This is a genomic window from Streptomyces sp. RLA012, from assembly GCF_056270325.1.
The window spans coordinates 217,388-238,528 of sequence record NZ_JBWDPA010000002.1 but is presented as its reverse complement, the minus strand read 5'-3'; the positions used below and the strand labels follow the sequence as shown (position 1 = coordinate 238,528).

Here is a 21,141-nt window from a genome sequence, read left to right as displayed (position 1 = left end):
GCCCTGGTGGGCACCGCTCGTCACTCGGTCGGCTCCTGCCACGGCACGTCCTGCGCCAGCAGCAGTCGCAGGTCGTCGATGCCCGGAGCCGCCATCGTGCTGAGCCGGCCGGCCTGGCGGGTCATCATGACTTCCAGTACCTGCCGGGCCAGCCGTGCGTTGCCGAACGAGCGGTCGCGCGGCAGCGACTCAAAGTACTTCCGCAGCACCTGTCCCGTACCGGGCCCGCATTCGTAGCCCGCCGCCGTGGCGTGCTGGCGCACGATGGTGACCAACTCGTCGGAGGAGTAGTCGGGGAACTCCACCCGCCGGGAGAAGCGCGACGACAGACCGGGGTTGGAGGACAGGAAGTGCTCCATTTCCTGGGTGTAGCCCGCGACGATGACCACGACCTCGTCCCGGTGGTCCTCCATGAGCTTGAGGAGTGTGTCCACCGCCTCCCGTCCGAAGTCGGAGCCGGCGGACGGCCCGGTGGGCGTCAGGGTGTACGCCTCGTCGATGAACAGCACCCCGCCCAGGGCGCGTTCGAAGACCTCACGGGTGAGCTGCGCGGTGTGGCCCACGTACCGGCCCACCAGGTCCGCGCGGGCGACCTCGACGAGCTGGCCGCGGGGCAGCACGCCCAGTGAGACGAGCAGTCTGCCGTAGAGCCGGGCGACGGTGGTCTTGCCCGTGCCGGGCGGGCCGGTGAAGACGAGGTGGTGGCTGATGCGCGGCACGGGCAGCCCGGCGGCCGCCCGCTGCCGTGCGGTGGACAGCAGGTTGACCAGATCGGTGACGTCCCGCTTGACGGCGGCCAGGCCGACCAGGTCGCCCAGCCGGGCCAGCGGATCGCTCTCCCCTCCGGCCTCGTCCGACACCGCGGCGGCGGCCTCCTCGCCCAGATCCTCCGGCAGCAGCAGGGTCAGGTCCCGCTCGGTGACGTCGGGCTGCGAGGCCAGGCGGAACGCCTGCCGGTCCACCATCTCCTCGAACACCCGGCGCGCCGCGCGCCCGTTGCCGAAGCCGGCGTCCTTGGGCATCCGCTCGAAGTGCAGGGCCAGTGCCTTGCGAGTGGTGTCGTCCAGCTCGTACTGGTGCTGGACGCACATGCTCTCCATGATCGCCACCAGTTCGGGCACCGAGTAGTTCTCGAACTCGACGGTGCGGGAGAAGCGGGAGGCCAGACCGGGGTTGGAGGAGAGGAAGGCCTCCATCTCGGCGGAGTACCCGGCGGCGACCACCACGATGTCGTCGCGGTGGTCCTCCATGAGCTTCAGCAGGGTGTCCACGGCCTCCCGCCCGAAGTCCGCCCCGGAGCCACGGCCGTCGGACAGCAGGGTGTACGCCTCGTCGACGAACAGCACCCCGCCCAGCGCCCTGGTGAAGGTCTCGGTGGTCTTGATGGCGGTGCCGCCCACGATCTGCGCGACCAGGTCGGCCCGGGAGACCTCGACCAGATGCCCGGAGCGCAGGGCGCCCAACTCCGCGAGGATGGTGCCGTACAGGCGGGCGACGGTGGTCTTGCCGGTGCCGGGCGGCCCGGCGAAGACGAGGTGGCGGCTCATCGGCGGTGCGGACATGCCGAGTTGGGCGCGCCGCTGGGCGAGCTGGGTGAGGTTGACGAGCGTACGGACCTGGTGCTTGACGTTGTCCAGGCCGATAAGTCCGTCGAGCGCGGCCAGCGGTCCGCCCTCACGGGTGAGTCCCCTGTCGTCGTGCTCTCCGCCGGCCGCCGGGTCGGTACCTTCGGCGTCGCCGATGCCCCACGCGTCCCGCTTGCCGTTCCCGCCGCTGGTCAGTCCCTCGACGGCGAGCCGGTCGCCGGGCCTGGCCTGGACGAGGCCGCCGCCGGTGTTGTCGCGGGCGGTGCAGTTGACGACGGAGACGGGGGCGGTGCTCTCGATCCGGAAGCCGTCCTTGGCGCTCCCGGCGACCTCGCACGCGTTGAAGGCGCCCCGGCCGCCGTCGCAGACCAGCACGCCGTGACCGGTGCTGCCGCTCACCCGTACGCGGGTGGCGGTGAGTTCGCCGTCCCCGTCCACGGTGATCCCGCTGTCCGCGGGGGCCTGCACCTCGCAGTCCCGTACGGTCATGATGCCGCCGGGGCCGACCGACAGGCCGCTCACGGACGGCGAGACGACGCTGCCGCCGCCGACGTAGACGTTGCCGTCGTCCTCGACCCGGATGCCCGCGCCGCCCGCGCGGTCGATCTCGCAGTCCTCCAGCCGGCCCCGGCCGTCCTTGACGATCTCCACGCCGTGGCCGCCCGGCGCGCTGATACGGGCGCGGCGCACCAGCGGATTGGCGCCGGAGCGTATGGAGATGCCCGCACCGGCCGCGTCGATGACCTCCAGCCGGTCCAGCTCGGCCGCCGAGCCCTCCTCCAGCAGCACCGCGGTCTCGGCACAGTCACGGACCGTCAGGCCGACCAGGACCGGTGAGGCGGATCCCGTCACCCGCAGCGCGGGCGCCTGCGCCGCGTCCAGCCAGCAGTCTTCGAAGGTGCCACGGGAGCGCTCGGTGACCAGCAGCGCGTGGCTCTTGGTACGGGCGGTACGGCAGCGGCGCAGCAGCGGGTCGGTGCCGCTGCCCAGGACGATGCCGGGACCGGAGGTGCCCGTGACCCGTACGTCCTCCAGCGTCGTACGGGACTGGCTGGTCAGATGGATGCCTGTGCTGGTGTCGTGCACGACCGTGCGCAGAACCCGGGTGGTGCTGCGGTCCTCCAGCGCGATGCCCGGGCTGTCGGTGGAGGAGATGTCGCACTCCTCGACGGAGCCCTGCGCCTCGCCGTTGGCGAGCACGCCGTTGCCGCGGGCGTCGCGGATGGTGCAGCCGCGTACGGTGATCCGGCCGCCCTCGCCGATCACCACACCGGAGGTTCCGAGGTTTTCGAGGGTGCAGGACTCGATGGAGCTGTCCACCGCGGAGGTGGCGACCACCCCGGCGCCGCCCGGATTGCTGATCCGGCAGTCCCGCATGGCCAGCGAGCCGCTGCCGCGGGCGAGCAGCGCGGCCCAGGCCGCTCCCGTGACCTCGCAGCCGTCCATCGCGACCTGCCCGCGCGGGGCGTCGACGACCGGCAGTTCCTCGTCCCGGCCGCGCAGCACGAGGTCGGTGAGCATCACGGCGTCCGCCTTGAGGACGACCGCGCTGCCCCGGCGGGGGGCTATCTCGACGGTGCCGCGGGCCTGTTGGGCCACGATGGTGACCGGGGTGGTGATGGTCAGGTTCTCCGCGTACGTCCCGGGGAGCACGCTGATGACGGCGCCGCTGCGTGCCCTCGCCAGGGCCTCACCGATCGTCCGATAGCCGTCCGCCCGCTCCTGGCCGACCGTCAGCAACTGGCGTGACAAGCGCGAAACCTCCTGTAGACGGCACCGATGGGGTCCACCGGACCGCGGCTGCCTGACCGTGCCTGGCGTGGGCAGCACAATCATCCAGGGCGAGGGCAGGACCGGGCCAGGGCAGGCCGGTTGTGCCACTGTTTCACAGGAGATCGCGGAGGGGCGCACCGGACCGGCGCAGCGGGGGGCGGGCGCGAGGCGCGGGGGAGTGCGGGGCGGTGCACCGGACGCCGTTGCGGAACCCGTCGCCCGTCCCGCCCCGTGCGGGGCAGGACGGGCGACGGGCTCCCGACGTCAGAGCTGCGTCAGAGCGACCTCAGAGCGACATTAGAGCGACGTCATGACGTGCTTGATCCGGGTGTAGTCCTCGAAGCCGTACGCGGAGAGGTCCTTGCCGTAGCCGGACTTCTTGAACCCGCCGTGCGGCATCTCGGCGACCAGCGCCATGTGGGTGTTGATCCACACACAGCCGAAGTCGAGGTTCTTCGACATCCGCATCGCCCGTGCGTGGTCCCTGGTCCACACCGATGAGGCGAGTGCGTAGTCGACGCCGTTGGCGTAGCGCACGGCCTGGGCCTCGTCCGTGAACGACTGGACGGTCATGACCGGACCGAAGACCTCGTTCTGGACGATCTCGTCGTCCTGCTTGAGGCCGGAGACGACGGTCGGGGCGTAGAAGTAGCCCTTGTCGCCGACCCGGTGGCCGCCCGCCTCGATCCTGGCGTGCTCGGGGAGGCGCTCGACGAAGCCGCTGACCTGGGCGAGCTGGCCCGCGTTGTTGAGCGGCCCGTACAGTACGTCCTCGTCGTCCGGCTGCCCGGTCCTGATGTCGGCCGCGGCCTTGGCGAGGGCGGCGACGAACTCGTCGTGGACCGACTCGTGGACCAGGACGCGGGTCGCGGCCGTGCAGTCCTGACCGGCGTTGAAGAAGCCGCCGACCACCAGGTCCTCGACCGCCTTCGCCAGGTCGGCGTCCTCGAAGATCACGGCCGGGGCCTTGCCGCCGAGCTCCAGGTGGACCCGCTTGACGTTCTGGGCCGCGCTCTGGGCGACCTGGATGCCGGCACGTACCGAACCGGTGATGGAGGCCATCGCCGGGGTCGGGTGCTCCACCATCAGACGGCCGGTCTCACGGTCGCCGCAGACCACGTTGAAGATTCCGCGGGGCAGCGCCAGCTCCTCCAGGACACCGCCGATGATCTCGGCGAGCAGCACCGTGGAGGCCGGGGTGGTGTCCGAGGGCTTGAGGACCACCGCGTTGCCCGCCGCGAGCGCCGGGGCGAACTTCCACACCGCCATCAGCAGGGGGTAGTTCCACGGCGCGACCTGGGCGCACACGCCGACCGGCTCGCGGCGGATGATGGAGGTCATCCCGTCCATGTACTCGCCGGCCGAGCGGCCCTCCAGCATGCGCGCCGCGCCCGCGAAGAAGCGGACCTGGTCGATGGCGGGGGCAAGTTCCTCGCTGCGGGTGAGGTGGAGCGGCTTGCCGGTGTCCCGGCTCTCCGTGGCGACCAGTTCGTCGGCCCGTGCCTCCATCGCGTCGGCGATCTTCAGCAGCGCGCGCTGCCGTACGGACGGTGTGGTGTCGCGCCAGACGGGGAACGCCGCGGCCGCGGCCGCCATCGCCGCGTCGACGTCCGCCGCCCCCGAGAGCGGGGAGGTCGCGTAGACGTCACCGGTGGTGGGGTCCTCCACGTCGAGCGTACGGCCGTCCGAGGCGTCCGCGAACGCACCGTCGATGTAGTTGCGGAAGGTGCTGCTCATGGAACGTGTCTCCTGGTCAGGCGGCGGTGCGGGCGGACAGGTGCTCGTGGACGGCGGTCCAGGCGCCGTCGTCGGCGCGGGCGAAGACGATGGTCTCCCGTTCGCGGAGGGTCTCCTCGCCCGCGTGGGTGGCGACCCGGGTCTCGACGTCATGGCTGAAGACGGCCGTGTCGCCGAAGTGCTGGATCAGCTGTGCGGACGAGGTGCAGCCGAGGATGCGGAAGCCGTCCTGCTCCACCCATTGCTGCCAGAGCGCCCGGTACTCGGCCGTGGAGCCGAGCCGCTGCGGGGTGGTGTGGAAGATGAAGGTCGCGTCCGGGGCGAAGGCGCCGAAGTAGTCGTCGAGGCGGCCCTCGGCGAAGGCGGCGACGAGCGCGTCCGCGGCGGTCCGGACTTCCTGGACGGTGGTGGTGCTCATGCACGGCTCCTGGTCACGGGCGTTCGGCGGCGGGGCCGGAACGGCGGGCGTTCGGTTACGGGGGAGTGAGGCCTCAGTGGGCCGCAGCGGGTTCGGGGGCGATCTCCTCGGTATCGCCGGTGATCGGCGGCACCGGGGCATCCGACGCCCGGACGAAGCGGGGTCCGGCCGGTCCGTACACGGCGCGCGGCTCGGGGAACAGAGTGAGCAGGGCGAGGTAGAGCACGACCGCGAGGGCGAGTCCGACCGGCAGCGAGATGTCCGTGCCGCCCGCGAGGTCGCCGAGCGGGCCGACGAACTGGCCGGGCAGGTTGGTGAAGAGGAGCGCCACGACGGCGGAGACGAGCCAGGTGGACATGCCGCGCCAGTTCCAGCCGTGTGTGAACCAGTAGCGGCCGCCGCGCTGCCGGCGGTTGAAGACCTGCAGCGCCTCCGCGTCGTACCAGCCGCGCCGGGTGACATAGCCGAGCGTCATGACGATCATCCACGGTGCGGTGCAGGTGATGATCAGCGTGGCGAAGGTGGAGATGGACTGCGCGAGGTTGAGCGCGAACCGGCCGACGAAGATGAACGCGATGGACAGGGCGCCGATGAAGAAGGTGGCCTGGACGCGGCTGAAGCGCGTGAAGACGCTGGAGAAGTCGAGCCCCGTGCCGTACAGGGACGTCGTGCCGGTGGAGAGGCCGCCGATCAGGGCGATCAGGCAGAGCGGCAGGAAGTACCAGCCGGGTGAGATCGCGAGCAGTCCGCCCACGTAGTTGGGGGCGGCCGGGTCGACGTACTTCGCGGCCTTCGACGCGATGATCGACGCGGTGGTCAGACCGAAGAGGAACGGCAGCAGGGTGGCGATCTGGGAGAGGAACGCGGCCCCCATCACCCGGCGGCGCGAGGCCCCGGCCGGGATGTAGCGGGACCAGTCGCCGAGGAACGCGCCGAAGGAGACCGGGTTGGAGAGCACGATCAGCGCGGCGCCGATGAACGACGGCCAGAACAGCGGGTCGGCGGTGGAGGCGAAGGTTCCCGGGTAACCGGGGTCGAAGTCGCCCGCGAAGGCGAAGGCACCGAGCACGAAGAGGGCCGACGCCGCCAGCACCGCGATCCTGTTGACCAGCAGCATGAACCGGAAACCGTAGATGCAGACGACCAGGACGAGCCCGGCGAAGATCGCGTACGCGATGCTGTAGCTGGCGTCCGACTCGGGGACGTGGACGAGCCGGTGCGCGCCGCCGACGAGCGCGTCCCCCGAGGACCACACCGAGATCGAGAAGAACGCGATGGCGGTGAGCAGGGAGAGGAACGAGCCGACGACCCGGCCGTGCACGCCCAGGTGCGCGGAGGAGGAGACCGCGTTGTTCGTGCCGTTGGTCGGGCCGAACAGGGCCATGGGGGCCAGCAGCAGCGCACCCGCGACAAGACCGAGGACGGTCGCCGCGAGACCCTGCCAGAAGGAGAGGCCGAAAAGGATCGGGAAGGCACCCAGCACACAGGTCGCGAAGGTGTTCGAACCACCGAAGGCGAGCCGGAAGAGGTCGATCGGGCGGGCCGTGCGGTCCTCGTCCGGGATCCGCTCGACACCATAGGTCTCGATTTCAGTGATCGAGCTCGTCACGGGCGCTCCACCTTCCGTTCATACGCGGGGACGGAATCACAGTGTGTGGCCCCGGATGACCAGCGACAATTGTGTCCACCACAGAGCCGTATCCTTTCTTCTGTGGCCAGCGACAAACTCACCGTCGGGGACCTGCTCTCCTTCCCCGCACTCCAGCTCTCCGTGAAGGCCGGCAGCGGCGGCCTGGGCCGGTCCGTGTCCTGGGCGCACGCCAGCGAGCTAGCCGATCCGACGCCCTGGCTCCTGGGAGCCGAGGTGATCATGACGACGGGGCTGGCGATCCCCCGTGCCGCGGCCGCACAGCGCGCCTATCTGGAACGGCTGGACGACGCCGGGGTGTCCGCCCTCGCCCTCTCCGCGCAGCTGCACATGCCTCCACTGCACGACGCCTTCTTCCGGGCGGCGGAAGAGCGGGGCTTCCCGATTCTGGAAGTGCCGCTCGCCGTCCCCTTCATCGCCGTCTCCCAGGAGGTCGCCGCCGCGGTCCAGGAGGACGCCCGGCACCGGCTGGGCGCGCAGCTCCAGGTCTTCGGCGCGCTGCGCTGGCTGGTCGCCGAGGACCTCGACACGCCGACCCTGCTGCGCCGTCTCGAAGACCTGTCCGGTTACCACGTGTACCTCTGCACGCCGCAGGGCCGCCCGCTCCTGCCCGGAGTTCCCGCGCCGGATCCCGCTGTCCTGCCCGCCTCCGTCGACGCACCGCCCACGATCCCCGGCGGATTCGTCCTCCCGGTGCCCGCGCCCGGCGGCCCGGCGGGCTTTCTCGTCGCGTACGAGCGTCAGGGCGCCCAGCCCGCGGGACTCGCCGTCGTCCAGCACATCGCCACCGTGGCGGCGCTACGGCTGGCGATGGTGCGCAACGAGCGCGAGACGCTGCGCCGCGAGGGCGCGGAGACGCTGGCCGAGCTGCTGCAGGAGGTGCTCGACCCGGAGGCGGCGCGCCGCCGGCTCGCCCGGCACGCGATCGAGGGCGACACCGTGCTCCTCGTGGTGCGCCACACCACCGACGAGGCGCTGCTGCGCTGCCTGGAGGACCATCCACATCTGCTGCTCACCCGGGGCGAGGACCGCTACGTCCTGGGAGCGCCGGAGCTGGCGGCGGCCGTCGGCGAGCTGCCGGACGTGGCAGCCGGGATCAGCCGCCCCTTCGTGCCGGGCGCCGCGCTGAAGGTCGCCCAGCGCGAGGCGCTCTGGGCGGTCTCCAAGGCCGTGGAGTCGGGCCGCCCCGTCGTCCGGTACGGCGACGACGCGACCGGCCGGTGGCTGCCCGAGGACCCCGCGGTCCTGATCGCACTGGTCGAGCACGTGCTCGGCGAGGTCCTGCGCTACGACGAGGCCCATGACTCGCAGCTGCTGGTCTCCGCCCGCACCTGGATGGAGCGCGACCGCCGTACCGAGACGGCTGCGGCGGCGCTCCACATCCACCCGAACACCCTCGCCTACCGGCTGCGCCGCTTCGGCACTCTCACCCACCGAGATCTGACCTCGACAGGGGCCCTGGCCGAGGTCTGGCTGGCGATTCAGGCAGCGGGGGCACTGGGCCTCACCGACTGAGCGGGTTCGTGACAGGCAGGGAGAGGGGAGGCGGGGGCGCGCAGGGGAGGTCACCCGGTGGGGTCACACCCTTCGCGATCGCGGCTCGCGGGGTCCGGGCGCCGTTCCCCGTCATGTGCCGTCGTGAGGTGACGCCATGGGCGGCCGGGGGCCTGCTCATGCCTTGAGCGTGCTGATGACGAGTGCCCGGAGCTGTTCGGTGGTGTGGTCGAGGGGCTGGGTGCTGCGCTTGGCGCGGCACATGGCCACGGTGCCCTCCACGGCCGCGACGACGAGCGTGGCGAGCTGCGCGGCCTGCTCGGCTTCCACGCCGTGCTCCCGGAGCGAGGCGGCCAACAGGTTCTCCCATGTGTCGAAGATGTCGGCCGCGGCCACCACGGCGGGTGGGATCTCATCGGTCGGCGGCTCGGGGAGAATTCTCGCGCCTGGATACAGGCAGTGCCACTTCACACCCCAGACGTATCCATCGAGGTCGACACCGGTCTCATGGTCGATGAGGCGGTCGTCCAAGGAGACACTCCAGGTGTCGGGCGGCACCGACGACTCGCACCGGGCCTCGACGCAGTACTTGAAGAGATACCGCAGGTAGGCCGGCTCGACGTCGGTACGGGGATCCGCACTCACGTGGACGATGACCTCGTAGTCGCGCATGTAGCTGCTGTATCCGTGGTGCACGACGGCGTGATCGAAGGTCTCGTTCAGCATCTGTTCGAGTACTGCGACGTCCATGCCGTCGTTCTACCCCACGTGATCGGCCCTCCGACAGCGAGATACGCGCCAGTGCCGGACGCTGAGGCCCATAGAGACCGTCCGGACAAGTCCTGGTCGAAGTCGTAGGCGACGAAGGCGAGGCAGACGATCGTTCCGTCCTCCTTGAGTGCCTCGTAGCCGTCTCGTTCCTCTGTCTCGACCGGGAAGAACAGGGCGTTGCCACCGCGGTCCGGATCGGTGACCGTCTCGGCGTAGTTGGCTCGGCGGCCCTGACCGTCGCCGGCCGCGATGATCCGCTTGGCCTCGCGGAGATCGATCGGCCTCGGCGTCGCGGCCGCTGATGTGCACCGGATCGAACGGCTCGCCGCACAGGACGGCGTATCCGTCCACCGGCGCCGGTTCGTAGCCGCCGTACCCGTCGTCCCACTCGGCCGCGACGATCCGGGCGGGATCCGCCAGCGGCAGGACGACCATGCCGACCCGGGCCACCTCCGGCTCGTCACCCTCCTGGGACCAGTAGAAGCCCGCGTACACCGGGGCCCTGCGGGCGCCGGAGAGCAGGTCGCCGTGAACCCAGCGACCTCCGGTCGCCATCCCGTACCGGGTGACCTCTTCCGCCGGGACCAACTCACCGACGCAGGTGAACCGTTCCGGCCGCGTCACCATCTCGCCGTTCCGGTGGGTGTGATGCGTGCAGCTGCAAGGCGGAGAAGGGAGTCGGTGACCGACGACAACGCCGCTGGGGTCCCTTCTGGGGGAGTGCGTGCCACTCCCCGCGTCTGCGGCATGATCGGCCGGACAGTTCTCAGTTCCCGAAGTGAATCGACCCGTGGATGTCCCGCGCCTGGACGAGATTGCCGTGGACCGTCCCGCCGGCTTCGTTGTGCACGTCGCCCGAGCCCGTCGATGCGGGGGCCGGTTCCTCAGCCCGCATGCGCCAGGCATGGAGTGCCGTGGCGAAGGCGGGGTCCTGGCGGGCACGCAGCGCCAGCGCCTCGGCAAGTTCCCGGGCGCGCTCGTCGCTGTCCGCCGTCTGCGCAAGGGCCGCCAACTCACCCTCCCCGCACGCTTGTCCACCCGACGACCGACGAGTGACCAGGTCACGCAGCGACGCCCAGATCTGCTGCCCCGCCGCCCCCGCGGTACCGCCCGCGAGGGCCATGAGCAGCTCAGGTGCAATCGGATCCACGGGCGCCCTCCGATGTCGGATTCCTCAGCGGCGTACGGTGTGGTTCGAGCGTAGAGCACCGGCAACGGCCCGGACCCTCGAACGAATCCTCCGGACACTTGAAGCCCTTGCTTGCCGGGGCAGGCCTGTCGGCTCCGCACCGGACCGGGATCGTCCGAGAGCAGTCGTACGAGGGGCACATGACGCACCCGCGATCCGATGGGCCCGAGTTACTACGGACTACTACCGAGCAGCCGGGAAACACGACGAACATCGACTTCGACGATTTGATGTGCACCTGGGGCGGGCGAAAGCGCACTCAGCAGCGGTCGAGGAGGTCCCGGACGGCCTTGACGACGTCGGAGGGGGCCTCCTCGGCCATGAAGTGGCCGCAGGAAACGGTGCTGTGCCGCAGGTCGGGTGCCCAGGCGTTCCACAGCGCGGCGGCGTCGAAGCCGAGGGCCGCGCCCCAGTCCTGCTGGAGAACGGTCACCGGCATCCGCAGCTGGTTCCCGGCACCGCGGTCGGCCTGGTCGTGCTCGACGTCGATGCCGGCGGAGGCGCGGTAGTCGGCGACGATGGAGGGGACCGCGGCGCGGGAGGCCGACAGGTAGGCAGCGCGGATCTCGGCCGGGATCGCCTGCGGGTTCTGCGTCCAGATGTCGAGGAAGTGGCCGAAGAAGGCGTCCGCGGTGGCGTGGATCATCTGCTCGGGCAGGCCGGGTGGCTGGGCCATCAGATAGAGGTGGAAGCCGACGGCCGCGCTCCTGCCGTGCATCACGTCCCACATGTCCAGCGTGGGCAGTACATCGAGCGAGGCGAGGTGGGTGATCGCTTCGGGGTGGTCGAGGCCCGCGCGGATGGCGACCAGGGCACCCCGGTCGTGCCCCGCCAGAGCGAAACGTTCGTGACCCAGCGCGCGGGCGAGCGAGACGATGTCGGCGGCCATGGTGCGCTTGGAGTAGACGGTCCGATCCGAGCCGGCGGTGTCGGAGGGCTTGTCGCTGGCGCCGTAACCTCGCAGGTCGGGGCAGATGACCGTGTGATCGGCCGCGAGGTCGACCGCCACATGCCGCCACATCAGATGGGTCTGCGGGAAACCGTGCAGCAGCACGATGGGGCTGCCGGAGCCTGCGACGGCGACGTTGAGCGCGACCTCGTCGGCGACCCGCACGCGCTGGTAGTCGAAGCCGGGAATGTTCGGTGCCATGAGTCGGCCTTTCGGTAGGGGGAGAGTCGGTAGGGGGAGAGCGACGGACACCACGAGCCTGCCCGGCGCGAATCAGCAGCTGATCAGCGCGTACCGTGGCGGCAGATGTCCGGAGAGGCAGGAGCGGAAGGACGTCCGGAGAGGTGGGAATGGAGCGGGTCGCGTTCGGTGTGCTCGGACCGGTGGTCGCCGCGGGCAGTGGCGGCGCGCTCGCGTTGAAGGGGCCGCGGCATCGTGCCGTGCTGGCGCGGCTGATCGTGGCCCGTCGGCGTGTCGTTCCAGTCGCCCACCTGGTCGAGGACCTGTGGACGGATCCCCCGCCCGGCGCCGTGGGCGCCGTGCAGACCTTTGTCGCCGCGCTGCGCCGCGTCCTGGAACCGGACCGGCCGCCCCGGGCCCCCGCCCGCCTGCTGGTCACCGAAGGACCCGGGTACGCGCTGCGCCCGGAACCGGACGCCGTGGACGCCTGGCGCTTCGAAGCGGCCCTCGGCACCGCCGCGAAGCTGTCGGCCGCGGACGCGCTGCCGCGGCTGGAGGAAGCACTGGGGCTGTGGCGAGGCCCCGCCTACGCCGAGTTCGCGCAGGAGGACTGGGTCCGCGGTGAGCGTTCCCGACTCGCCGAGCTGCGGCTGCAGGCGGTGGAGCGGCGGGCCGGGGCGCAACTGGCCCTCGGCCGGGCCGACGAGGTGGTACCCGACCTGGACGTACACCTTGTCGAGCACCCCTGGCGCGAGGACGCGTGGCGGCTGCTGGCGCTGGCGCTGTACCGGCAGGGCCGTCAGGGGGATGCCCTGGAGGTGCTGCGCAGGGCCCGGGCGGTGCTGACCGACCAACTGGGCGTGGACCTCGGTCCGCAGCTGCGTCGCCTGCAGGCCGACATCCTCACCCAGGCGCCCGGCCTCGACCTTCCGGCCGAGCCGACGGCGACGCCGGCCCGGCTGTGGACGCGGGCGGCAGCCGCCTACGACCGTACGGTCGCCACCGGTGCCCGCGCTCGGCTGGAGACGACGGTCAGCCTGATCCGGAACCTCGCGGTGACGGGCGGCGGCGGCCTGGAAGCGGCCCGACAGCACCGCGTGGAAGCCATCGCGGCGGCTGAGGAGTTCGGCGACCCGGAACTGACCGCCCGGGTGATCGGCGCGTACGACGTTCCCGCGATCTGGACCCGCAGCGACGACCCGGAACTTGCCCAGCGGATTGTCGCTGCCGCCGAGCACGCCCTCACCGCCCTGCCGAGTGACTCGCACGAGGCGGCGCGCTGCCGACTGCTGGCCACGATCGCACTGGAACTGCGCGGCACCCGAGCACCACGCGGCCTCCGGGCCGCCCGGGAAGCGGAGGAGATCGCCCGCCGTCTCGACGATCCCGCGCTGCTGGCCTTCGCTCTGAACGGGGCGTTCATGCAGTCCTTCAGCCGGGCGGGCCTCGCCCCACGACGCGACGAGATCGGCGCGGAACTGGTCGAACTGGCCGTACGACACGACCTGGTGACCTACCAGGTACTCGGCCACCTCATCCGGCTCCAGGCACGCAGCGCGCTCGCCGACTTCCCGGCGGCCGACCGCCATGCCGCCGCCGTGGACGCCCTCGCGGAACACCACGAACTGCCGCTGGCGAGCGTCTTCACCCAGTGGTACGCGGCACTGCGGCTGGCCGCGTCCGGCCAACTGCCACAGGCGGAGGCCGCCTACCGGACCGCGGCCGCGGGGCTGGACGGCGCCGGCATGCCGGGCCTGCAGCAGGGCCTGCTGCCGCTCGCCCTGCTGTGTCTGCGACTGACGCACGCAACGCAGATCGGTGCGGGGTCGGTCGACATCGACCTGGCAGCGGACTGGGGCCCCTTCCGCTCCTGGGCCGAACCGTTCGCCTTGGTGGCAGCCGGTCGCCGTGCGGAGGCGCGGGCGGCGCTGCGTGCGCTGCCGGAGCCGCCAGGAGACCTGCTGTACGAGGTGTGCTGTTGTCTGGAGGCCGCCGTCGCACTGGAAGTCGGTGACCGCGACGTGCTGGAGCGGGTCCATGCCCGCCTGCTGCCGGCCGCCGACGAACTCGCGGGCGCGGGCAGCGGCCTGGTCACCCTCGGCCCTGTCAAGCACTACCTCGCCGACATCGTCACCTCGCTGCGTACTCCGGTACGGCCGACCGACGGCGCCTGACAGCCGCGCAGCAGGCCCGCAACCGGCTACCGCCCGGTCGACGACAAGAACGGCGACCTGGCCGTGCAGGACAAGGAGTCCCAGGAGGTGTCCATGCCCGCCCCCTCCACCTCCTCCAGCCCGCCCCGGTCCACGTCAACACGCGGCTGATACGGCAGCGGCCCCTCACCGGTCCGAACTGGGCCGACGCACTCACCGACGCCGACCGGCGGGCACTGTCCAGCCGTCCTGGACCCGCCATGGCCGACGGGAACGAGAACGCAGCCCTTCCGGGCTGTGCACGCGAGTTGCGACGTCGCTTCGACATGAGACTGGCAGTGGAGTGGCACGCCCGCGCGAATGGGCGGTGTGCGCAAGAACGGGAGTCAGCGACGCCGAGCCCCGCTCAGACGCGAAGCCGTCGAGGAGCACCCCGGCTCGGGGCGTACGGGACCAGGCAACCGGACACTTTCCTCGTTGGTCAACTCCTCGTGCAGTGACGGAAAGCGGGAAGAGGCGACGAATGCGGGTGCGCGGCGTCCTGACGGCGCGCATCCTGCACGATGAGTCTGCCATGTGCCCTGCGGACCCTCCTCCGCAAGTGATCTTACGGTGCGATGATCTTGGGGGTGGCTCATGGGATCACGGCGTCGGAACCCTCCTGGACAGCCCCGTTCAGCGGGCTGAGCCCCCGCGCTTTCGGCACGTTGGTAACCGCGCTGCGCCGCGAGGGCTCCGACGCGCCCGGCCGGGGCCGGCCCTGGAAGCTCCCACGCCGGGGTCCGGCAAGGTCTGGTGCGCGTTCGGCAGCGCGACTGCGAGCGCGTCGGTCAGCTTTGCCGGCGGTCGCCGGTGATGCGGTTCCACAGGGAGCGGGTGGCGCCGAAGTTGCTCTCGTGCACCCAGACGTGGGTGCAGGACGGGCACTGCAGGTGGAGCAGGCTGCCGGTGTTGGAGAGCAGATAGCGCCAGTGGTCCGAGCAGGTGCGTTGTTGCTCGCACGGTGCGCAGCCGCGACTGTCGTCGCAGTTCGGACAGGCCACCCAGGCGCGGCGCCCGAGGTCTGCCTGCGGATCAAGCGGCAGCATGTCCGCCCCCGCGCCGGGGGAGTACGCCGGCCGCGACCAGGTCGTCGTACAGACGTTGCTGCTTCTCGTCGAGACCGGAGTACAGGAGGTCGTACGCGGCCTCCTCGCCGCGCAGTACCTCCATCGGGTCCCAGTCCGGGCCGAGGGTGGTCAGAACCTGGGCTTGCCGGAGCACCTCCTGTGAGGTGAGGTCGACGGCGAAGTCGACCAGCTCGGGGGTGTCCGGCTCGTCGGGGGGTGAGGGGTTATGCGGGGCCATGACACAGAAACTTAGGTATGCCTTCGTTGCCGCGACAAGAGGAGGTGGCCGAAGTCACAGCAGGTCGGCGCGGTCATGGCGTCTCTCCGAAGAGCCGTCCTGGCGATCCGGTGATCCGGCGATGACCCCCGCGCGGCTACCAGCGTCAGGCACATCACCCGGTGACGGGGAGGGCGACGGTGCCAGGGGCGGAGCCGCGAAGCGGCAAGGCGGGCCGCGCCGTCCGTTACCTTCACCTGCCTTCATCGTGAGCGCAGGCGCGCCGAGGTCCGCGACAAGATCGAACTCTGGGTCGATGCCGTCAAGGGCGACATCGGCGGGCAGGCCGATGCCGTTGGCCTCGACCTTTCGCGACGGCCCGTCGGCTTCTCTGGCGGGCCTTTTTGGCTGCTGTCCGAGGAGCCACCGTTCGGCTTGTGTCGGCACGGCCGGGCCGGAGGGCACCAGAGATCGAAGCAGCCCTGGAGATGGCCGGCGACCAAACGCAGTGGAGTCGTGGCCGCGAATTGTTCGACCGCGTCCGCCAAAGCAGTCTGGGCAGCGAAGACCGACTCGCGGAATATCTGGTCTTGCGCCTCGCTGAGCTGGTCGGCAAGCTCGCACACAACGTTGCGGGACCCTATCCGCATTTCGACCATCACGCCGGTTGGCAGATCGGGCCCATTGCGTATCGACTCGCCATCGAAGTGCAGGATCCGGCACTCCAAGACCGGCTCGCTTCCGCGCTGGGAAGCTGGCCGACGAGAGGACCTGGGACCGCACCCTAACCGGCCTGTGACGTTAAAAGGTACGCTAAAGGGCGGTTCTAAGACGTTCCTTTAGCGTTCGGTTAAACGTCAAACTGAGCGGTCAGCTTCCGTCGTCGTCGGCGAAGTAGCAGTAGAGAAAGCGAGCGGATTCGGGCTCCCTTTCCAGCAGGGCGAGATACTTTCGGGCATCGGGCCGGGAGACGATGCGCTCCCGCGGGCCTGCGATCATTTCGCGCAGTGCCTCCATCGCCTCGTCACGATAGACCCGCCCCAGCCCCGCGTAGGCTCCGAAAGCCCACCTGCGGACTTGGTCGTCTCTCCGCCTGTCGGTCATGACCTCACGCAGGGCGTGAGCTGCCTGGGCCGCGTGATCCGGTCCCAGTCCGGCGTAGTGCTGCAGCGCGGATGCCGCGCGCTCGTATTCGTGGGCCATGACGCGGTCGGTGATCAGTTCGCGCAGTGCGGGGCCGGACTCGGTGGCGTAGTCGGGTCCGAGGCTGCCGAACAGCATGACCGCCCGCGCCCGTAGAGAGCGTTCGACGCCGGGATCCGTCAAAATCTCGCGTAGAGCGGTGGCGGCCTGACCGGGCCGGTGCGTGGCCAGCGCGCTCGCCGCCCGCATCCGGTCCGGGCCGGGGGCACGCGCGGTGCGGTTCAGGAACCGTTCGACGGCGGGATGGTGCATCAGGGCGGCCCAGTCCCACCACTGGTCGCATGCGCCCGTGCCCCGGGACGGCCGTGTGGTGAGGAACCTTTCGTAGTGGCGGGTGTCCGCGGGGGCGCCGTCGGCGAGCAGCCGCCCCGCCAGGCACTGATGCGGATTTCCGTCCCGTTGCAGCCAGTCGAGGAGGTCAACGCCGGCCGCGGGACGGTGGTGGAGGAAGTGGAGCAAGGCACCGTAGGGGACCTCCTGGCCGCGGGCGTGCTGGACGACCCAGGTCCAGGTGGCATCGCAGGGGTCGAAGTCCGCGGGGAGCCGGGTCGCGTGGTACTCCGCCGCGAGGTGTTCGGCGAAGCTCGCGTGCAGGAACCGCGCCGTCCTGCCCCTGACCGTGATCAGGCCGGTGCTGGAGAGGGCCGCGGCGACCTTGTCGCTCCACCCGGGCACGCTGGTGGTCGGCCGTGGCCCGAGGCGGCGTTCGAGTCGGCGCAGTGCCGCACCGAGCAGGTCGGCGCCATCACCCGACGTTTGCTCGACGGCCAAGTCGTACAGCATCTCGTTGCGGAGAGCGCGTGCGTTCTCAAGGCCGCTCCGCTGTCCGGAGGCGGCGTGACGATCGGCGGCCCGCAGCAGGGACTGCCAGTGGTCGAGGCACCGGAGCTCCTTGGACTCCGAGAGATACGCCCGGTACTGCTCGTAGAGGTGGTAGCGGTTGGACGGCAGAGGGCGGTCCGGGGTGGCCTCGAAGATCACGGCTGTGATGGTGGCGAGAAGCGGAACCCGGACCAGTTCACGGATCCCGGGCCAGCCGGCCTGCCGCACGTAGGCCGCGGCCCGCCCGCGACCGGAGGCGTCGTCACCGAACCAGCGGGTGGCGAACTCCTCGACGTCGCCCTCGCCGAACGGCTCCAGTGCGTACTGACCGAATCCGGCCTGCCGCAGGGAGGCCGTCTCTCCTCCGGGAAGGGACCGGGTGGTGACCAGGAAACGCACCGGAGCTTCGTCGCGGGTCGCCAGCGCGGTGAGACGCGCGACCAGGGCGCGGCGCGCGGTGGTGTCGGCGATCTCGTCCACGCCGTCCACCAGCAGCAGCCACCCGGTGTGTGCCGGGATCGAGCAGACCGGGCCGGACCGAGTGACGGGGGCGGTCGTTCCCGTGCTCATGAGTTCGTGTGCCGTGCGGACGAGCAGCGCCTCGGGACCTGACGCGGCGTCGTGGAGCAGGCTCGCCGCGGTAACCATGAGGGGGATGGGCGTATGCGGCGGGGGATGCGGTGCCAGCCACGTCCGGGCCAGCGATCCGGCCAGGCGCAGGGTCAGAGTGGATTTTCCGCCGCCGGGGCCGGCCACCACCAGCAGATGCTCGAACGGGCTGTCGGCGAGCACGGCCTCGATGCGCCGTGGAGGCTGGGGCGGCACAGTACCGCCGGATTCGCCTGCGGTGTCCGCTCGGCCGGGAGTCCGCTCGTCGGCGTCATCAGGTACGGCGTCGAGCGACTGGCGCACATGGATGTCCGACAGCTTCGGCAGACGTCCCTCTTGGAGGAGGTAGGGCAGCGACTCCGCGTCCAGGCACTGCTGTCGGAGGAGGGCCAGGACCGTGTCGGAAAGCCTGTGGCCTTCATGGCCTGGCTCCGGCGACGCATCGGGGGATCCTGCGGGGGCGGTGTCACGGGCGGACGTGCGAGCCCGGCTCCACCACTGCTTCCACGTCTCCCAGTCCGGCTCGCCGCCGCGGTGCGAATCCGGGCGAGGGGAGTGCCCGGCCCCGCGTCGGCGACGCGCCCTGGTCGTCAGGGCGGCCAGCACCGGTTGTAGGCGCTCCCAGCGGTCCGGTACGTGGTCGCCGTTCTTCCAGGCGCTGATCAGCCCTCCGGCGGCCCTACCCTGACGTGATCGCAGCCCGGCCTCTGCCGCCACGGCGTTGAGATCAGGTCGGCCGGCCGCCTCCCACAACTTCCGCAACCGCTCGGCGAACCACGCGCGCGGATCGTCCTGCCCGCCGCCCACTGTCCCCCTCCTCCAGGCCCGGCGGGCATCCGGGCCCCGGTGAGCTCCGGATCCGGACCGGACCGGACCGGACAACCACCCTAGACCCCCGGACCTGCCTGTTCACGGCTCCCAGCGGAATCGGCGGCACACCTCGCGCTCCTGGAGACCTGTACTGGACACCACGCACCGAGCACCGTCCAACCGTTTCGAGCCAGACCCTGGGAGCGCCCGTGTTCAACGCCTTGGCTGCCCTGCCGTCCGTACCCACTGCGGTGCTGGTCCTGCTGGCCCTACGTCCCTGCACCCGGCACGCCGCCCTGCTCGCGGGGCTGGTCACGGCTCTCCTCACCACCCGCGGTGAGCAGCGTGTACGGTTGTTCACGGCCTTCGCGCAAGCGACGGAGCCCAGGCGCGGCCCCTCCCGGGGCGCGCTGCCGGCTCCGTGGCGGCCGGGCCGTGGAGAGCGGCCGAGGCAGCGTTGACGAGGGCGCCGGTCAGTGTCGGCCGGCGCATCATCCGGTTTCACCGCGTCCGGCCCAGGATCTCGACAGGCAGACCGGCCGACAGGTGGGCCAGGCGCGGAGCGGCATACCGGCGTCGACCACCATCAGCACGTCCGGATCACTGTCCGTCCACTGGCCGGCGGCGACTCGACGAGGCTCCGGGTGTAGCCGCCGTCGGCCCAGATGAGGGCGAGGCGGTGATGCGTGTCGGCCACCTGTCCAAGCAGCACGTGGGCGGCGGTGCGGTCGCCGGTGTCCGCGCTCGGGACCACCACCGCGAGCATCAGGCCGAGGGTGTCGACCACGACGTGCCGCTTGCGTCCGTTGATCAGCTTGCCGCCGTCGAAGCCGCGGCTGTCCGATCCGACGACGGCGTCTGCCTTGACCGACTGTGAGTCGACCACCCCGGCCGTCGTCCCCGTGTCCCGTCCCAGCCTCGCGGACCTGTCTGCGCAGCCGGTCGTGGAACTCCCTGACCGGGCCATGGTCAGTCACGCCAGCGGCGGAAGAACGCACAGACACGGTCCCACGGCGGGAAGTCCGCGGGCATCGCCCGCCACTTGATGCCGTTGTCCACCAGGTAGCGGATCGCATCGAGCATCGCCCGATGGCAGTACGCCTACGGCCGACCGCCCCGACCCCGCAGCCGGCCCGGCACCGCCAGCAGCGGCCGGATGGCCGCCCACTCCTCATCCGGCATGTCCGTCGGGTAGCGCGGCCGCCGGACCCCGTTGTCGGCGGCGTTTCCGAATCGGTGAGCCAGGCTTCACCTGTATGCGCCAAGCGCCCCGCGACCACGCGATCGAGACTCCCGTTCGACGCGCATCTCTCAAGATCGGAAAGACAACGGCTACCGAGTGGCAAGTGGGTGCTGGGGAGGGGTATTGGGCCCAATGCATCCAGGAGCTCGATCAGGCGCTGTTCTGTCTTGTTCCCACAAGCTGTATCAAGGCGCGAGGACCAGCATCAACCGTCTTGAGGGTGGCCGGCGGGCTCGTGAACGGCGCTGGGTGAGACAGATATTGATGCGGGTTGCGGCGCCTCGCCGGCTAGCATCCTCTGCATCAAGGGGGAGCCTTGGCACCGGGTCGCACGGGATCACGACGCATCGTCGTCGAGGGCACGGCGTACCGGTGGCGGCTTCGCCGACGGCCGACCTATTTCCCGGCCCTGTCCTGGACGCCCCGCACGTTCGCGGTCGAACATGCTGATGTCCCGGGGACAACGCTCGTGGTCGCCACCAACCAGCCACATGCGAGTAACCGGTTCGGACGTGAGGCCAAGCCTGTGCTGCCCTCCGGTGTTGCACGTGCCATTGAGCTTGCTCTCCAACAAGACAAGGGGTCCTGCCCCGGTGCGGCGAGCGGCGGCCGGCCCTGCGGCGGACTGGCAGCGAGATCTACCTCGCCCGCGACGCCCGCGGTGGCGTATGCCGGCAGCGGCCGTCACGGGGGGTTGGCCGCCATTCGGCAGGCACCGTTCGCGGCGCCGCCCGGCGTGCCGGCCTGGGTCAGGGCGCTCACACAGCCCCGCAGGTCACCGTGCACACCTTGGTTGCACGCCATTCTGACGGCGTCTGAGACTTCGACGCCCGTTTGTTGGACCATGTTCGTGCAGGCCGGGATGTCCGCGTGGGCGGCGAAGGCCACGCCGCCGAGTGTGAGGGTCAAACCGGTGAGGACACCGGCGATACGGGCCGCCGTGTGCATGGGAGGCACCTGCTCTCCGGGGCTGGTCGGGGATTCGCGGATTCAAGGCGCCGAGCAGCGGACGCGCCCGGTGTACGACCGTGGCCTCGGGCCCCCGCCCCCGTCGGCTCGGCAGGATTGCCCCTCCTCTGTTCGACGCTAGAGCAACCCGCCGCCGCGCGCACTGCGGCCCGACACCGGGACACTCCTGACCGGCTCATTCCGCTCGTGCGGGCGGTCCCACCGGTGTGGGGCAAGCGCGCCAGCCCAGGCGCCGCCCCGACGCTGTGCTCGGCGGCCTCG

At 71.0% G+C, this 21,141-nt stretch carries 16 protein-coding genes and 1 pseudogene; 4 read left to right on the top strand and 13 right to left on the bottom strand.

The window, feature by feature from the left end; genetic code table 11:
- Nucleotides 1-20 precede the first annotated feature (20 nt).
- The 4 genes from RV986_RS01365 to RV986_RS01350 form a co-directional block, all read right to left on the bottom strand.
- Complete coding sequence (locus RV986_RS01365; RefSeq protein ID WP_475915615.1) at nt 21-3,338, bottom strand: right-handed parallel beta-helix repeat-containing protein; 3,318 nt, start codon at nt 3,336-3,338, stop codon at nt 21-23.
- A gap of 318 nt (nt 3,339-3,656) precedes the next feature.
- Entirely contained in the window at nt 3,657-5,096 is a 1,440-nt protein-coding gene (locus tag RV986_RS01360; RefSeq protein ID WP_475915614.1) for a gamma-aminobutyraldehyde dehydrogenase, read from the bottom strand.
- Nucleotides 5,097-5,112: 16 nt separating this feature from the next.
- The gene (locus RV986_RS01355) at nt 5,113-5,514 is read right to left on the bottom strand and encodes a nuclear transport factor 2 family protein (protein WP_475915613.1); all 402 of its coding nucleotides are present in this window, start codon (nt 5,512-5,514) and stop codon (nt 5,113-5,115) included.
- A 73-nt stretch (nt 5,515-5,587) separates the two neighbouring features.
- Entirely contained in the window at nt 5,588-7,123 is a 1,536-nt protein-coding gene (locus RV986_RS01350) for a purine-cytosine permease family protein (protein WP_475915612.1), read from the bottom strand.
- Between the two features lie 102 nt (nt 7,124-7,225).
- On the opposite strand from RV986_RS01350, the gene RV986_RS01345 reads away from it, so the two are divergent.
- Nucleotides 7,226-8,677 (top strand): PucR family transcriptional regulator, encoded by a 1,452-nt coding sequence (locus RV986_RS01345; RefSeq protein ID WP_475915611.1) that lies wholly within the window; start codon nt 7,226-7,228, stop codon nt 8,675-8,677.
- Between the two features lie 156 nt (nt 8,678-8,833).
- On the opposite strand, the gene RV986_RS01340 is transcribed toward RV986_RS01345, so the two are convergent.
- The 3 genes from RV986_RS01340 to RV986_RS01330 form a co-directional block, all read right to left on the bottom strand.
- Entirely contained in the window at nt 8,834-9,406 is a 573-nt protein-coding gene (locus RV986_RS01340) for a YxiG-like protein (RefSeq protein ID WP_475915610.1), read from the bottom strand.
- A gap of 787 nt (nt 9,407-10,193) precedes the next feature.
- Nucleotides 10,194-10,577 carry a hypothetical protein gene (locus tag RV986_RS01335; protein ID WP_475915609.1) on the bottom strand — a complete coding sequence of 128 codons (384 nt, stop codon included), beginning with the start codon at nt 10,575-10,577 and terminating at the stop codon, nt 10,194-10,196.
- 298 nt (nt 10,578-10,875) lie between these two features.
- Entirely contained in the window at nt 10,876-11,766 is an 891-nt protein-coding gene (locus RV986_RS01330) for an alpha/beta fold hydrolase (protein ID WP_475915608.1), read from the bottom strand.
- A gap of 149 nt (nt 11,767-11,915) precedes the next feature.
- On the opposite strand from RV986_RS01330, the gene RV986_RS01325 reads away from it, so the two are divergent.
- Both RV986_RS01325 and RV986_RS01320 read left to right on the top strand, forming a co-directional pair.
- Complete coding sequence (locus RV986_RS01325; RefSeq protein WP_475924148.1) at nt 11,916-13,919, top strand: AfsR/SARP family transcriptional regulator; 2,004 nt, start codon at nt 11,916-11,918, stop codon at nt 13,917-13,919.
- 608 nt (nt 13,920-14,527) lie between these two features.
- A pseudogene (locus RV986_RS01320) lies at nt 14,528-14,668 on the top strand (IS5/IS1182 family transposase); the annotation flags it as partial.
- A 60-nt stretch (nt 14,669-14,728) separates the two neighbouring features.
- On the opposite strand, the gene RV986_RS01315 reads toward RV986_RS01320, so the two are convergent.
- The 3 genes from RV986_RS01315 to RV986_RS01305 form a co-directional block, all read right to left on the bottom strand.
- On the bottom strand, nt 14,729-14,986 hold the full coding sequence (locus RV986_RS01315; protein WP_475915607.1) for a hypothetical protein: 258 nt from the start codon (nt 14,984-14,986) through the stop codon (nt 14,729-14,731).
- On the bottom strand, nt 14,973-15,245 hold the full coding sequence (locus tag RV986_RS01310) for a DUF6400 family protein (protein WP_475915606.1): 273 nt from the start codon (nt 15,243-15,245) through the stop codon (nt 14,973-14,975). Before RV986_RS01310 ends, RV986_RS01315 begins: the two co-directional genes overlap by 14 nt.
- An 849-nt stretch (nt 15,246-16,094) precedes the next feature.
- Nucleotides 16,095-18,665: an NACHT domain-containing protein gene (locus RV986_RS01305; RefSeq protein WP_475915605.1), complete on the bottom strand. Its 2,571-nt coding sequence runs from the start codon at nt 18,663-18,665 to the stop codon at nt 16,095-16,097.
- Between the two features lie 212 nt (nt 18,666-18,877).
- Here RV986_RS01305 and RV986_RS01300 point away from each other — a divergent pair, with 212 nt between their 5' ends.
- Nucleotides 18,878-19,129 (top strand): hypothetical protein, encoded by a 252-nt coding sequence (locus tag RV986_RS01300; RefSeq protein WP_475915604.1) that lies wholly within the window; start codon nt 18,878-18,880, stop codon nt 19,127-19,129.
- A gap of 125 nt (nt 19,130-19,254) precedes the next feature.
- Here RV986_RS01300 and RV986_RS01295 read toward each other — a convergent pair whose 3' ends face one another.
- From RV986_RS01295 to RV986_RS01285, 3 genes are all read right to left on the bottom strand, one after another.
- A complete protein-coding gene (locus RV986_RS01295; RefSeq protein ID WP_475915603.1) occupies nt 19,255-19,554 on the bottom strand; it encodes a transposase in 300 nt (99 codons plus the stop codon).
- Nucleotides 19,555-19,637: 83 nt separating this feature from the next.
- A complete protein-coding gene (locus RV986_RS01290) occupies nt 19,638-19,751 on the bottom strand; it encodes a transposase (protein ID WP_475915602.1) in 114 nt (37 codons plus the stop codon).
- Between the two features lie 844 nt (nt 19,752-20,595).
- Nucleotides 20,596-20,859 carry a hypothetical protein gene (locus RV986_RS01285; protein ID WP_475915601.1) on the bottom strand — a complete coding sequence of 88 codons (264 nt, stop codon included), beginning with the start codon at nt 20,857-20,859 and terminating at the stop codon, nt 20,596-20,598.
- Nucleotides 20,860-21,141 lie beyond the last annotated feature (282 nt).